Source organism: Rhizobium sp. CG4 (assembly GCF_023701965.1).
GTDB lineage: Bacteria > Pseudomonadota > Alphaproteobacteria > Rhizobiales > Rhizobiaceae > Agrobacterium.
Window position 1 is genome coordinate 363,792 of record NZ_JABAEG010000001.1, and the last position, 14,738, is coordinate 378,529.

At 55.4% G+C, this 14,738-nt stretch carries 14 protein-coding genes; 7 read left to right on the forward strand and 7 right to left on the reverse strand.

What is annotated here, in order from left to right; genetic code table 11:
- Positions 1 to 33: 33 nt before the first annotated feature.
- Positions 34 to 1,842, reverse strand: coding sequence for a hypothetical protein (locus tag HGO37_RS01830; RefSeq protein WP_250981895.1), 1,809 nt, complete (start codon positions 1,840 to 1,842; stop codon positions 34 to 36).
- Between the two features lie 107 nt (positions 1,843 to 1,949).
- On the opposite strand from HGO37_RS01830, the gene HGO37_RS01835 reads away from it, so the two are divergent.
- The 5 genes from HGO37_RS01835 (at position 1,950) to HGO37_RS01855 (ending at position 7,669) form a co-directional block, all read left to right on the forward strand.
- On the forward strand, positions 1,950 to 2,873 hold the full coding sequence (locus tag HGO37_RS01835) for an alpha/beta hydrolase (RefSeq protein ID WP_250981896.1): 924 nt from the start codon (positions 1,950 to 1,952) through the stop codon (positions 2,871 to 2,873).
- A gap of 115 nt (positions 2,874 to 2,988) precedes the next feature.
- Entirely contained in the window at positions 2,989 to 3,966 is a 978-nt protein-coding gene (locus tag HGO37_RS01840; RefSeq protein WP_250981897.1) for a DMT family transporter, read from the forward strand.
- A 16-nt stretch (positions 3,967 to 3,982) separates the two neighbouring features.
- On the forward strand, positions 3,983 to 5,188 hold the full coding sequence (caiB, locus tag HGO37_RS01845) for a succinate--glutarate CoA-transferase (protein WP_250981898.1): 1,206 nt from the start codon (positions 3,983 to 3,985) through the stop codon (positions 5,186 to 5,188).
- Positions 5,185 to 6,837, forward strand: coding sequence for a thiamine pyrophosphate-binding protein (locus tag HGO37_RS01850; protein WP_250981899.1), 1,653 nt, complete (start codon positions 5,185 to 5,187; stop codon positions 6,835 to 6,837). Before caiB ends, HGO37_RS01850 begins: the two co-directional genes overlap by 4 nt.
- Before the next feature lie 67 nt (positions 6,838 to 6,904).
- Positions 6,905 to 7,669 carry a HugZ family pyridoxamine 5'-phosphate oxidase gene (locus HGO37_RS01855; protein ID WP_250981900.1) on the forward strand — a complete coding sequence of 255 codons (765 nt, stop codon included), beginning with the start codon at positions 6,905 to 6,907 and terminating at the stop codon, positions 7,667 to 7,669.
- A gap of 122 nt (positions 7,670 to 7,791) precedes the next feature.
- Here the strand turns inward: HGO37_RS01855 and HGO37_RS01860 are convergent, their stop codons facing one another.
- The 3 genes from HGO37_RS01860 to HGO37_RS01870 form a co-directional block, all read right to left on the reverse strand.
- Positions 7,792 to 8,133 (reverse strand): RidA family protein, encoded by a 342-nt coding sequence (locus tag HGO37_RS01860; protein ID WP_192488487.1) that lies wholly within the window; start codon positions 8,131 to 8,133, stop codon positions 7,792 to 7,794.
- 65 nt (positions 8,134 to 8,198) lie between these two features.
- Positions 8,199 to 8,537: a protein tyrosine phosphatase family protein gene (locus tag HGO37_RS01865; protein WP_250981901.1), complete on the reverse strand. Its 339-nt coding sequence runs from the start codon at positions 8,535 to 8,537 to the stop codon at positions 8,199 to 8,201.
- A 138-nt stretch (positions 8,538 to 8,675) separates the two neighbouring features.
- A complete protein-coding gene (locus HGO37_RS01870) occupies positions 8,676 to 9,512 on the reverse strand; it encodes an aldose 1-epimerase family protein (RefSeq protein ID WP_250981902.1) in 837 nt (278 codons plus the stop codon).
- A 155-nt stretch (positions 9,513 to 9,667) separates the two neighbouring features.
- On the opposite strand from HGO37_RS01870, the gene HGO37_RS01875 reads away from it, so the two are divergent.
- Positions 9,668 to 11,047, forward strand: coding sequence for a L,D-transpeptidase family protein (locus tag HGO37_RS01875; RefSeq protein WP_502941364.1), 1,380 nt, complete (start codon positions 9,668 to 9,670; stop codon positions 11,045 to 11,047).
- 82 nt (positions 11,048 to 11,129) lie between these two features.
- On the opposite strand, the gene HGO37_RS01880 is transcribed toward HGO37_RS01875, so the two are convergent.
- Complete coding sequence (locus HGO37_RS01880) at positions 11,130 to 12,362, reverse strand: MFS transporter (protein WP_502941365.1); 1,233 nt, start codon at positions 12,360 to 12,362, stop codon at positions 11,130 to 11,132.
- Between the two features lie 105 nt (positions 12,363 to 12,467).
- Between HGO37_RS01880 and HGO37_RS01885 the strand changes: the two genes are divergently transcribed.
- On the forward strand, positions 12,468 to 13,262 hold the full coding sequence (locus HGO37_RS01885; RefSeq protein ID WP_250981904.1) for an AraC family transcriptional regulator: 795 nt from the start codon (positions 12,468 to 12,470) through the stop codon (positions 13,260 to 13,262).
- A gap of 61 nt (positions 13,263 to 13,323) precedes the next feature.
- Here the strand turns inward: HGO37_RS01885 and HGO37_RS01890 are convergent, their stop codons facing one another.
- Both HGO37_RS01890 and HGO37_RS01895 read right to left on the reverse strand, forming a co-directional pair.
- A complete protein-coding gene (locus HGO37_RS01890) occupies positions 13,324 to 14,040 on the reverse strand; it encodes an AAA family ATPase (RefSeq protein WP_250981905.1) in 717 nt (238 codons plus the stop codon).
- A 309-nt stretch (positions 14,041 to 14,349) separates the two neighbouring features.
- Positions 14,350 to 14,730 carry a hypothetical protein gene (locus tag HGO37_RS01895; RefSeq protein WP_250981906.1) on the reverse strand — a complete coding sequence of 127 codons (381 nt, stop codon included), beginning with the start codon at positions 14,728 to 14,730 and terminating at the stop codon, positions 14,350 to 14,352.
- Positions 14,731 to 14,738: the final 8 nt, after the last annotated feature.

Consider the following 14,738-nt stretch of genomic DNA (forward strand, 5'->3'; position numbering starts at 1 on the left):
AATGCAAACGGCATACAACGCCCCGTCAAAATCCTATCGTAAGCGGCTGTGATCGATGCGGAAAACCTGCAAGTCGGACGCGTTGTCTGTGATAATTCTTTCCAGCCCTGGCCAGTCTTGGCCTGTTGCCAGCGCCGTGTAAAGCACAGCGTCCTTGTCGCTCAGCTCAAATCCCAGGCGGCATACGACAACATAGTCAAAAGGTGCAAGCGCCTGTTTTCTGGCTTCAACGTCATTGGAGAGAAATGCCGTAAAGACCCGACGCATACCGGGTGCTGTGCGATGAAACGGCGCCGATGCAATCGAAAAACCATCCGGCATGGTTGCTGCGAGTGGCATCGCCAATCCTTGCGGCGAGATGATACGGCCCGGCGAAAGCGTTGCCAAGACTGACATATCCTGCCCTTGGCACTGGTCATATTGCATTAAATCAGTGGGGTGAAAGGCAAATTCGCCTTTGGAGAACATCAGAAGCGATCCTGCAAAAACAAGCACGCTTGCAGCAGAACTAAACACCGCTGGCAGGATGGAGGCGCCGTCTGCTCTCGCCTGCCGCCACCAGTGCACGGAGAAGAAAAGGAAAAACGGCATAAATAACAGCGCGAATTTCAAATAACGAGCCATCAACAACGCCAGAATAAGCGCACACGCCATGACCGCGTAGAGGATCAGATATTTGGTATTCTGCTGAAAGCCTTTCCTGATGACAGGAATAAGTGCAAAAAACACAAGTCCGGTTACCGCGCCAAGAAGAGGCACGACACCACTCGTATCGACACTATAAAGCTGCAGGAGGTTCTTCTCCTGCAAAAGGCGATCAAACCAAAGCGCGTGCTCCAGCGGCCCCAACATCCCATATGGACCTTGCAGGCATTGCGGAAACAAACAGGCCGTAACAGCAACGATAATCAGCAGCGGGACAATGAAAGCCGCCGCCTTGATAGACTGCTGCGCAGCACGCGGTGTAAAATAGAGGCTGCCACATACACTCAGCGGCACCAAAATCATCGGCAATATATAAGGTGCCGAAAACGCATCGCACTGAACCGACCGTATCGAGGCAGGTCCAAGAAACGCAAATGCACAAACAATGGTGGCAATAAACATTGCCATACAGGCACCAAGCAGCACCCGCCTGCTCTCTTTAGTACCGACAAGATAGGAAAGTATAAGACCCGCCCAGACGACCACGACAAGCGGCAAGACTTCAAGGCCTGTTACCAGAGATATGGCGGCGCCGGAACCGATCAGCACACCACCATTGAAGCTCCACAGCATCAACCCGCAAGCAATCATCATCATTGCCAGGATCTGCACATTATGATGATCGATGCGACCTGGCGAAAATTCCTGCACTACGCTTGCCAGAAAGCACACCATGCAAACAATCAGAATGATCTGCATGCGCGTAGAAAATGTTTCGAGCGGCACCATGCGCGTCAAAAGCAACGCCGCCAGAAAACTGAAGGGCACAAGCAGAAGAAGTGGAACGATGAAGAGCGCAATATTCAAGGCCACTTCAGGTGCGAAAAGCATTTCCGCACTTGCAGTTACAATGACATATGGCAAGTCAACCAGCCGCGACCACGGCGAGAAATACGGTTCCGGCATGGCGATGAACGGCAACTGAAAATCAAACCATTGCCCTTTGGGCGACAGCAAATGACGGATTTGCAGTTCTCGCATCCGGTCGTCAACATCACTCACCTGAGCAACACCTTCGGTCATGCTCAGGAAGATCAGGATCATGGCGACGGTATAAATCAGCAAGGATACGTGGAAGATGGGTAATTGACCGTTTTTCTGTAACGGTTTCATTGTATTGGCTGAAATGGATATCATAACCAAACCCTGCAAGATCAACCTCACATCCGTAAAGGATGAAGCATTGATTTTGCAATACCTAAAGTTGCAAAAGCACTAAGATGCTCTGAACGAAAGGGCAAACCATGTTCTCACAGATCAACCGCCTTGAGAGTCCGTCTGGCGCGTCTGTTGCCTATCGCCACATGCCCGCCGAAAACGAGGCGCGCGGCGTGCTGATGATCTGCCACGGCCTTGTTGAACATGCCGGTCGTTATGCCCGCTTTGCCGATGTAATGGCAAAACAGGGTTTTGAAGTTTACGCCCATGACCACCGAGGCCACGGGCGGACAAAAGCCGATGACGCGCCGCTTGGCCGTTTTGCGTGGAAAGATGGCGTCGACAAGGCGATCAAGGATGTGATGGCTGTGCGCAATCTGGTTGGCGAGCGTCATCCCGGCCTGCCGGTTGTCCTGTTTGGACATTCAATGGGTGGACTTGTCGCACTGAACACCGCCGTCAGCCATCCGCAATCCTTTGCTGCCCTGTCCATATGGAACTCCAACTTTAACCCCGGTCTTTCGGGCCGTGCCGCTCAGGTGGTGCTGCGCATCGAGAAATGGCTGAAGGGTTCGGATGTGCCGAGCGGTATTCTGCCCAAGGCAACATTCCGGACATGGAATGCCCGTATGCCGGAAAAGCGCACCACCGCCGACTGGCTGAGCCACGACAAGGCTGCTGTCGACGCCTATGTCGAAGATCCGCTCTGCAGTTTCGAGGCAAGTGTCTCTCTCTGGCAGGACGTGTTTGAAATGTCCTATCGTGGCCCAAAACTGATCAGCCGATTACCAAAAGACATGCCGATCCTGCTGGTCAGCGGAGACGAGGATGCCGCCACCAATGACGGCAAGGAAATCGTCTGGCTTGCAGACCAGTTCCGAAATGCCGGCTTCACTGACATCAAGGACATTATTTACAAGGGCATGCGCCACGAAACATTGAATGAAAAAGGCTGGGAAGTGCCCGCAGCCGATTTCGCGGCATGGTGCACAAAGGTCGTCGAGGACTGACCGCTCCTGTGCCGAAACGGAATATCATCATGAGATAATATCGAATGCGTTCCCTCAAAAAGGGTGTTCTATAGTCAGGACACCGTTGCGCATTCGCACGTTGAAAGAAACACCAATGACATTGAAAATGGCCCGCGGAAAAACAGCAACTCAAGCGACAGCTCTGGCATCCGGCAGTGTATCCACCGGGCTGTTCATGATGTTTGCCGCGGTGATGATTTCCCCGATTATCGACATTTTCGCCAAGCTGGCCATCACGACCGTTCCAGCGATTGAAATCAGTGCAGCGCGTTTCCTGATCCAATCGCTTGCAGCCGTGCCTTTTCTCATCATGCGACCGCATCTGTTCTCGATGTCCTGGCGCTCAACAGGCTTTCACATCGTTCGTGGTGGCATCCTTGCCCTGTCGATGATCAGTTTCGTTGCCACGGTGGAATTCATGGAAGTGGCAGACGCAATTGCCATCTTTTTCGTTGAGCCAATCATTCTCACCATCCTTAGCAGCATCATTCTGAAGGAAGCGATTGGCTGGCGGCGTTACACCGCATGCGCCGTCGGTTTTTTGGGCGCGTTGCTGGTCATCCAGCCCAGTTTTGCCGAAGTCGGTTACGTTGCGCTTCTGCCGGTTCTTTCGGCATTCTGCATTGCCATTTTCGCCATTCTGACCCGCATCGGTTCGCAGAAGGAAGATCCGTGGAGCATGCAGCTTCAATCCGGCATGTGGGGTTTCCTGTTCTGCGTTTTGCCAATGTTGTTCAGTGACATGCTTGGAATGCCCGGGATTGCCTTTACCTCGGCCGATACCACGATCCTGCTTTATCTCTTGGGTGTTGGTGTTTCAGCCACTCTATCAGGCATTCTCGGCGTTTACGCCTATCGCGCAGCCCCGGCCTCGATGCTGGCCCCGTTGCAATATCTGGAAATTGTTTCTGCGACGATCTTCGGCTGGCTGGTGTTCAACCACTTCCCGGATGCCATCAAATGGCTTGGCATCGGCATCATCGTAGCGTCGGGCCTCTACATCATCTGGCGGGAACGCCGCTTTGCTTCAAAGCCAGTCTCCAATGTCGAGACCACACCGCTGACCCCATGAGATAATGACCCTAGACATGACCCAGCAGACACATGACAGACAGCCACCACTTAAAGGCATCCGCGTTATCGAACTGGCCCGTGTTCTGGCAGGGCCATGGGCGGGACAGATGCTGGCGGATATGGGCGCCGATGTCATCAAGATTGAAAACCCCGATGGCGGTGATGATACCCGCGCATGGGGACCACCCTTCGTGGAAAGTGTTGATGGCGACAATCTCTCGGCCGCCTATTATCACGCCACCAACCGCGGCAAACGGTCGATAACCGCTGATCTGCGTACCGTCGAAGGCTGCGATCTCGTTCGCCGTCTGATTGCAACCGCAGATGTGGTCATCGAAAATTTCAAGCGTGGCGGGCTTGTCAAATATGGGCTAGACTATCAAAGCCTGAAAGCGCTTAATCCGAAGCTGATCTATTGCTCAATTACCGGTTTCGGCCAAACTGGCCCCTATGCGGATTTCGCCGGTTACGATTACATCGTGCAGGGCATGTCAGGTTTCATGTCAATCACCGGTGAACCGGATGGCCAGCCTATGAAGGCGGGCGTTGCCGTTGCGGACATCTTCACCGGCATTTATTCGGTGACCGCCATTCAGGCAGCCATCATCCACGCGATGCGCACCGGACAGGGCCAGCATATCGACATGGCCCTGCTGGATGTTCAGTCGGCCGTGCTGGCCAACCAGAACATGAACTATCTCATTTCTGGCAAGCCTCCGGTGCGTCTTGGTAATGCCCATCCCAACATATCCCCTTACGAGGTGGTACCAACAGCCGATGGTTTCCTTATTCTGGCCGTTGGCAATGATGGCCAGTTCAGCCGCCTGTGCAAAATTCTTGGGCTTGCCGACATCGCCAGTGACGAGCGTTACGCGACCAACAAGGCGCGTGTCGCCCACAAGGCAGACGTACGGCGCATCATCTCCACCGAAACCTTGAAGTGGCAAAAGCGCGATCTGCTGACCGCCTGCGAAAGCAATGCGGTGCCGGCCGGCCCGATCAACTCGATCGAGGAAATGTTTGCCGACCCGCAGGTAGAGGCGCGAGGATTGCGGGTTGATCTGCAGGCTGCAGACGGCACCACTATTCCCGGTGTCCGCACCCCCATCGTGCTGTCCGAAACACCATTGCAATACGAACGCCCCAGCCCGCGTCTTGGCGAACATCAGGCTGATGTGCTGGCTGAACTGGAAGAGATCGAAAGGAACATGACGCCATGAAAAGAACCGGCGGACAATTGATTGTCGAGGCACTGAAGGCCAATGGCGTAACACGCGTTTCCTGCGTTCCCGGCGAAAGCTATCTCGCCGTTCTCGATGCACTCTATGAAAGCGGCATTGAAACCATTGTCTGCCGTCAGGAAGGTGGCGCCGCAATGATGGCCGACACCTGGGGTCGTCTGACGGGCCAACCCGGTATCTGCATGGTAACCCGTGGTCCCGGGGCAACCAACGCCTCAGCCGGCCTGCATATCGCCATGCAGGATTCCATTCCGATGATCCTGTTCATCGGCCAGGTGCAGCGCGATGCGCGTGAACGTGAAGCCTTTCAGGAAGTCGAATATCGCCGCGCCTTTACCGAATTCGCCAAATGGGTGGGTGAGATTGATGACGTCAGGCGCATTCCCGAATTTGTAAGCCGCGCCTTTGCCGTTGCCACCTCCGGCCGTCCCGGCCCTGTTGTTCTCACCCTGCCTGAGGATGTGCTGGTCGAGGAATTTGACGCACCGCAGGCGAAGCCATCGACCCCGGTCGAGGCGCATCCGGGTGCAGCACAAATTGCTGACTTTGCCGAGATACTGAAGGACGCCAAACGTCCTCTGGTCATTCTTGGTGGCACCCGTTGGACGGAAGAAAGCGTGGCACAGTTCCAGGCTTTCGCTGAAAAGTTCAAACTGCCGGTCGGCTGCTCTTTCCGCCGCCAGATGCTGTTTGACCACCTGCACCCATCTTACGTCGGCGACATCGGCATCGGCGTTAATCCAGCACTTGGCAAGGAGGTCAAGGAATCAGACCTCATCGTGCTGCTCGGTGGACGTTTCTCCGAAATGCCGTCCTCCGGCTACACTTTGCTTGATATTCCATATCCTGCGCAGAAGCTGGTGCATGTCTATCCGGACCCGGATGAACTCGGTCGTGTCTACCGCCCGGATCTGGCCATCTGTGCCAGCCCGAAGGATTTTGTGGCGGCCCTAGCTAAGCTTGAGGCACCGTCCAATCCCGTCTGGGAACAACGTACCGTTGCCATGCACGAAACCTACCTCAAGTGGTCGACCCCACCCAAGACAGGCCCCGGTTCGGTTCACATGGGCCCGATCATGGAATGGATTGAGGAAAACGCCCCGAAGGATGCCATTTTCACCAATGGTGCTGGCAACTACGCCACATGGCTTCACCGTTTCCATCGCTTCCAGCGCTTCAACACCCAGTCTGCGCCAACATCGGGCTCGATGGGTTACGGTCTGCCGGCTGCGGTTGCCGCCAAACATCTGTTCCCGGAGCGCGAGGTCATCTGCTTTGCCGGTGATGGTTGTTTCATGATGCATGGCCAAGAATTCATCACGGCCGTGCGTTACGGCCTGCCCATCATCACGCTGCTGGTCAACAATGGCACCTATGGCACCATCCGCATGCATCAGGAGCGGGAATATCCCGGTCGCGTCAGTGGCACGGATCTGGTCAATCCGGATTTCGTGGCTTTCGCCAAGGCCTATGGCGGCCATGGTGAGCTTGTCGAAACCACCGATCAGTTTGCACCGGCGTTCGAGCGCGCACGCGCCAGCGGCAAACCGGCAATCATCGAAATCAAGCTGGATGCGGAAGCCATCACGCCCACCCGCACACTGACGCAAATTCGCGAAAAAACCTGATACTTGGCATGGACAGGTTTCCGGAATGGTGCAATTCCTGCGGTCAAATAAACCAACAGGAAGCGCCATGCCGGAAGCACAGTCCCCAGTGATCACTCCAAGAGGAATGAAGATCGAGCCCAGCGCTGGCGCCCCTTTTGAAGCGGTGCGGGTTTCTAAAACCGTTCTTCATACCTGCCGGTTTGCAGCGCTGGCGACCATCGATCCCGTCAGCGGTTATCCCTATACCACTGTCACCAATATCGCGATTGAGCCTGACGGCACGCCATTCTTTTTTGCAGCACGTCTGACACTTCACGCCCGCAACATCGAAGCCGATAACCGCATTTCCCTGACGCTTGCCCCGTTTGGCAAAGGTGATGCGCTGACGGAACCTCGCCTGACACTGGTCGGTCGTGCTGTCTTGATCGGCGCGGATGAATTTGAAACGGCAAAGGCCGCCTATCTCGCTCGTTACCCGAAATCCAAGCTCTATCTGTCACTTCCCGACACGTTGCTGTTCCGGCTGCAGGTTGAGGGCGTGCAGATCAATGGCGGGCCAGCACGCAATGCCAGCAACATTACACCGGATGACCTCCGGACCAACCTCTCCGGAGCCGACGCGCTGATGGCTGGCGCTGCCGACGAAATCAAACGCCTCAACGCCATCAGGGGTGAGGCCACTCGGCTGGCGTCGCTCGCCGGCAAAAAAGAAAGAACCTGGAACATCACGTCGATTGATCCCGAAGGTATCAACCTCGCAGCCTCGTCCGATCTGGCGCGGCTGTGGTTTGCGGACCGTGTCGAAACATTGAATCAACTTGCAAAGGCGTTGAATCAGGATTCGAAGTAACAGTAACAAGGGATTCACAAACAACGACAATCCCTGAGCGAACCCCCTTGATAACCTCATAAAAAAGGCCGGTCAGCATGACACTGACCGGCCTTTTCTGTTTGTTCGTTGCGATCGGCGACTTAGAGCGCTGCCGTCACGATGAACTCAACCTTGTAGTCAGGCGTTGCCAGAGCAGCTTCGCTGGTGGCGCGTGCTGGCGGGTTTGCCGGGTCAATCCAGCCTTCCCAGACAGCATTCATTTCACCGAAGGTCGACATGTCGGAGAGGTAGATGATGGTCTGAAGGATCTTGGATTTGTCAGAACCGGCAGCAGCCAGCAGACGATCAACTTCAGCCAGTGCAGACTTGCTCTGCTCGGCAACCGACGAACCTTCACCAACCTGACCAGCCAGATAAACAGTATTGCCGTGAACGACTGCACCGCTCATACGCTTGCCGGGTTCGATACGCTTGATGCTCATGAAAATGCTCCTGTTATAAGCTTATGAAATTTCCTGCCCCATTTCGGGCAACGTGCAAAAACGACTTAGCCGCGCAGATGGTGGGTCTTGTCGTAGATGGCAGTCGAGCGCGCGCCAGAGCGGCAGTAGCCCAGCATCGGACGCTGCAACTCGTCAAGCGCATCCACCATTCCGGAAACAGCTTCACCATCGACACCGTTACGACCAACCGGCACATGTGCAATGGTCAGACCCAGTTCTTCCGCCCGCTCGGCAATATCGGCAAACAGAGGCTGGCCCTCTTCTTCACCGTCTGGGCGGTGGCAAACGATGGATTTAAAGCCGAGCGCCTTGATCTGATCCAGATCGGCAACGCTGATCTGGCCGGTCACTGAATATTCATCGTCAATACGTCGGATATCCATCTTCAAATCCTCCTGAAATGCCTTGGCTCGGCAAGCCTTTCGGCCCTTCGCCTCTAAAATTGAAGTGCCAAGGGTGTAAGGCGAATTGGCCGGTGCGTCAATCGACAAGCAACTGCCAGCACCGGGTTTAAAACCGCATCAGGCAATGTGGAAACGCAAACCGTAATTCCGCGTTTCGCCCGGCTGCAACATGTTGAACTCGCCACTGTCGGCAAGCTCCTCACGGCTGACCCAGCGGTGCGAAACCGGCTCGATGCCAAGGACATGGGCAGGCGCCTTCTGGTTACGCCACATTTGTAGATAAGGCAGAGTATCGGTGCGGAACTGCACTGTCAGGCTCTTGCCGCCAAGCGAGGCAATCGGCCCCAGACGAAGCGTTGCCCATGTCTCATTGCCAGGGGCTGGCACACAGAACACGCTGCCCGGCTCCTCGCCAAACCGCCAGTTGAAGCCACCACCCTCCAGCATATCGCCTTCGAGCTGCACATTGTCATCGAACAACCGTGCGCCGACATTCATGTGGTACATCAGAAATACCGGTTGCACCGTGTCACTGGTATTGGTGATCGTGTCGTCCAGCGCCACTTCACCGGTTGCCCCGTCAATCGTCCAGACACGCTGCAACAAGGCCGCGCCACCAGTGGCAAGCCGCACCGGAATATCCGCTGCGATCCTTGCATTTTTCTCGCCGACGTCCCAAGCGGTTATCTCAGCCGAGTGGGACGAGAACGAGCCATGCAGCGGATATTTGCGGCCCTCGGCATCGCCCTCAATCGGCTGCGGATGGCGAATGTGGTCAGGGCCACAGGTGAACAGAAAACCTTCCAGCGAGTGATCGATGCGCGGGTCGCCATCATCAGGAATAGCCCTGCCCGGTGCTATATTGATTCCCTCTACAATGCAGGAACCGATGTCCAGAACCGACGTTTCATCCAGATGAATAACTGGCGATTTACCAAGTTGAATGTGTCGCATACGGCCTCTCACTGGCAGTTGAACTATATTTTACCGTGAACGTGCACTGAGACATGATGAAATTAACGTAACGTTCACTTCGAATTCATCTTTTTCACAATAGGGTCAATATTGTGATGTGTAGGTGGATGAAAAGAGTGAGGAAAAGCGGAATCGTGAAACAGTTTCTTAAAACAACTTTTTTCGTGGCTGTTACCACTTTGTCCGTCTTGCCGTTCAGTTTTGCTGACGCGCAGGACCGCTATAGCTATGCCACTCAGGAACAGCCACTGCTGGTGACGCCGGATGGACGCGTGCTTGATTTCATTCCGCAACGCAGTGACATGGTCATCAGCCGCGACCGCATGGGCCGCACCGTTTTCTATGATAGCTATGGCAACCTGCTGGCCACGGAAATGCCGCCGGAGGCTGTGCGCAGGCAGCAGCCTTCCCGCGAGACCTATTATCCGCCAGCACCTGGCCACTCCCATCGCGATATCGGCTATTACGACAATGGTAGCGTTCGTGATTACCGCGAATATCGCAATGATGGCACAGACCGTGACGTCTACACCGGTTCCGTGCCCGCACCTGGCGCCATTGAAAGCGCACCGCTGGAACAGCCAATGCCCGGTGAAAGCACGACAGCCGCCGTTCCGCAGCCGGATCGCCTGATCGAGCGCCACGCGCCGGTTACCGCACCGACCAATCGTTCGCGTCAGGAAATCGTCGCACTTCAGACATTCCTCGACCGTGAAGGCATCTCGCCCGGCGTCATCGACGGCAAGATGGGCTCCAACGTCACCAAGGCCATTTCGGCCTGGCAGGACATGACTGGCGAAACACTGGACCCGAACAATTCGGAAGACATTCTGGAGCGCTTGCGCATGTCCGGTGGCATGGCCATCGTCAACTACACGATCACCGCAGCCGATGCTGCCGGTCCGTATGTTGCAGCCATTCCTGACGACTACAGCCAGAAGGCGCAGCTTCCTGCCATGTCGTTTACCTCGGTCACGGAATCGCTGGCCGAACGTTTCCACATGGATGAAACCTATCTGAAAGAGCTGAACCCCGGCATTGACTTCACGGTGCCCGGCTCGATCATCAAGGTCATCGATCCCGGCAAACCGAAGGCCAGCTCGGTTGCGCGCATCGTCGCCCACAAGGGCATCAAACAGGTATTCGCCTATGACGAAACCGGCACGCTGGTCGCTGCCTATCCGGCCACCATCGGTTCTTCTGACACACCGTCGCCAAGCGGCATTCACACCGTTGAACGTATCGCGCTGAACCCCGGTTATACCTACAATCCGAAAATCAACTTCCAGCAGGGTCAGAACACTCAGATCCTGCAGATCCCGCCAGGCCCGAACGGTCCGGTTGGCACCGTCTGGATTGCCCTGTCGAAACCGACCTACGGCATTCATGGCACACCGGAGCCATCCAAGATCGGCAAGACCAACAGCCACGGCTGTATTCGCCTGACCAACTGGGATGCCACCGAATTGGCCAAGATGGTCAAGCCCGGCGTGGTTGTGGAGTTTGCCGAATAAGGCCTCCAACCATTCTCACGACATAAAAAAGGCGCGACACTTGTTAGGTGTCGCGCCTTTTCGTTTGTCTTCGTGGAGGCCGTCAGACCTTGATCTTGTGTCTGCGACCCTTGCCGATATCCGGCAGCAGCACTGTCAGCAATCCAAGCAGAGGCAGGAACGAGCACACCTGGTAGACGTAGACGATGCCCTTGTGGTCCGCCACCACGCCAAGTGCCGCAGCACCGATACCGCCAATACCGAAAGCGAAACCGAAGAACAGTCCTGCAATCATGCCAACGCGGCCCGGCACCAATTCCTGTGCAAACACCACGATTGCCGAGAAGGCCGACGCCATGATCACACCGATGATAAATGTCAGGACAATCGTTGTGTTGTAGCCGACGTAAGGCAGCACCAGCGTAAAGGGCAGCGCACCAAGGATCGAGAACCAGATCACGAATTTCGTGCCGAACCAGTCAACAACTGGTCCACCAGCAACCGTACCGATGGCGACGGCGCCGAGGAACACGAACAGCAGGATCTGTGCATATTGCACCGACACATCGAAACGCTCGATCATGTAGAAGGTGTAATAGCTCGAAAGGCTGGTCATGTAGAGGTACTTCGACAATACCAGCAGTGCCAGAACGGCAATGGCCTTCATGACCTTTGCGCGGGGCAACACGATAGCTGGTGCAGCAGCCATACGCTTTGCGGTGGCAACACGGTGCTGCGAATACCATCTGCCCACCTGGAACAGAATGATCATGCCAGCCAATGCCGCAGCAGAGAACCACGCAACGCTTTCCTGTCCACGCGGCAGCACGATGAATGCAGCAAGCAACGGTCCAAGTGCCGAGCCAAAATTGCCGCCCACCTGAAACAGTGACTGCGCCAAACCATGGCGGCCACCTGAGGCAAGACGTGCAACACGCGAGGATTCCGGATGGAATACCGCAGATCCCAGACCCAACACACCGGCTCCCAGCAGCAGGACCGCATAGGAATGCGCATAGGCCATCAACAACAGGCCGATGAGCGAAAAGCCCATGCCGACCGACAGTGAATACGGCAGCGGACGTTTATCGGTGTAAATACCGATCAACGGCTGAAGCAGCGACGCAGTGACCTGAAACACCAGTCCAAGTAGACCGATCTGCGTGAAGTCGAGCGCATATCCGTCCTTGAGCATGGGATAAAGCGCCGGAATAAGCGACTGCATCGTGTCATTCAGCAAATGACAGAAGCTGACAGCCATGATGATGCCGAAGACCGTTTCTTCCGCTTTGTGTGTTTCCAGACCTACTGAGTTATTGGCCACTTTCGTCTCCATTATTTGACATAATCCAATAAGAGGATTGTGGCACCCCCGCTTTCGTGTTTTGGTCCATTTATTACGCGAGTGGGCCAAATGCAGCAAAAGAAGCCACAAGAAATAATGGGACCCCGCAGCAAGCACTATGACAGACTGTGGGCGATAGAGACTGCGGCGGGTCCGGTTCACACCTCACCCAACCATTACAGTGCCGGCGATCTGGTTGAACGCCACAGCCACAAGAGAACACAATTGCTTTATGCGCGCTCCGGCGTGGTGCTTGTCACCACCGATCAGGGTCGCTGGATGGTGCCACCTGAACACGCCTTGTGGATACCACCGGGTGTCGAACATTCCGTGGAGATGTTAGGTGCCGTAACCATGCTGTCGCTTTATATTGATGCCAGTGCCGTGCCTGACCTCCCCGCCTTCGTGCGCGTGGTTAGCATAACCGGTCTAGCACGAGAGCTGATCATCGAAGCCGTGCAACCGCCATCGGACGACAACAGCCGCGAACGCGCCGACCTGATCCTGCCGCTGCTGTTGAATGTCGTGGCCAAACTGCCTGACATTTCGCTCGGCCTGCCATTCCCAGAGGATCCGCGCCTTGCTGCCTTGTGCCGTCGGTTCATCGCCAACCCGACGCCGGATCTCATCATCGATGTCTGGGCAAGGGAACTGTCGATGAGCAGGCGTGCCTTTACCCGCGCTTTTCGCCGGCAAACCGGCCTGTCACTGTCCGTGTGGCGCCAGCAGGCCTGCCTGTTTGCAGCATTACCGCGCCTTGCGGCCGGTGAAGCCGTAACCACTGTGGCGCTCGATCTCGGTTATGGCAGCATTCCAGCCTTCACCACCATGTTCAAACGTATGCTCGGTACCTCTCCCCGCTCCTACCTCACCTCGCACAGCAATCACTGAAAACAAAAACGCCCGCTGGTGATGCAGCGGGCGAATATCTGTGCCTGAACAGGGAGCCGTATCAGGCAACCTTGCGTCTCAGAATGCTGGGAACGTGAGGTACGCTACGCACAACCCTGACCGGCAAAAGCCGCAGGATTTCCTTGGCAAGCGACTGGGCGTTTTCTTTTGCCTTGTCGAGGTTGCTGACCTTGAGTGGATCGAGACCCAAGAGCGTACCGCCATAGTCGAAAATGTCTCGATACGCCGCACGCTCGGCAATCGCTGTGTCGAGCACGCGCACGTTTTTGGTCGCCAGAAGGCCTTTGACCAGCAGCAGCGAACGGGTGGTGATCATCGCATTGACGCGCGTCAGCACAACCGAATGATCAATCTTTCTGCCGGTCTTTTCGGTGAGGAATTCAATCAGTTCCAGAACCTGCGCGCCACCGCGCGCATCCATGGCACAGCCCTGAATGGGAATGACGACATGGTCGGATATGCCAAGCGCCATCGTCAGCAACGGGCTGCGGGTGCCAGGCATATCAATGATAAAACAGTCCGTATTGGCTTTGTTTTCCCGGATATGGGCCTCAAGCGACGAACTTGTGACATGCGAGATAACCGAGAGGTTTGGGATATGCCCGGAAAGTTCGTGCCAGCGGGAGATCCAGTGCTGCGGATCGGCATCTAGGATGGTGACGCGATGGCCCATACGGGCAAGTTCGGTTGAGAGCAGGAGCACGGCGGTGGTTTTACCGGCGCCACCTTTGGTATTTGCGAATGTAATGACTGGCATGGAGCCCTCGAAGTGATGCAGAGCCTAATTTCATCGCTCCTGAAGGCACCTCACGCTCATGGTGCCAGCCCATACTCTTAACGATTATGGTTAATGAACCGGAAATTTTGGAAAGATTGTAAATTTGCCAAAACGCAAGATCGTCGCAAAAAACTGCTGGGGCATTCATGCACAAGGCATTGTTGCATAAATGCTTTTTGACACGAAATACGACAGAGGACCGTATAGGTGTTTCCCCATACGGCCCTCATATTCCAACCGCGAAATGCAGTATCGATGCCTTAAAGGTTCAGAATGGGCTCGCCTGTTTTATGCCTGCTTGCGGCAAGAGCCGACATCTGAGGCGCGTAAACGTCCGGCCTTCAGGTCTTCATATTGCGGCAGGCTGGCATCCGGACCTCCGATATTGGCCTCGTAGGTCGCACGATCAATGCTGATTGTGCGGCCGCTACTAGTAAAGCCGATCATACCCTTTTTGCCGGAATAGGCCACGCCAACCTTCATTTCGCAGAAGTAGCGCGTCCCGCTTTTCATAAAGGTCCAGCCCCAGATACCTGCCTTGTTTTTGGCAAGTGGTCCGACTGCATAACCCTGTCCTGTCAGGCTTTTGAAGCTCTCTGCTTGCGCACCGGCTGGCAGACAAAAAAGCGCCACTGCAATCAGTGGCGCAAAAGTAGAGTGTTTGAACATTATGAATT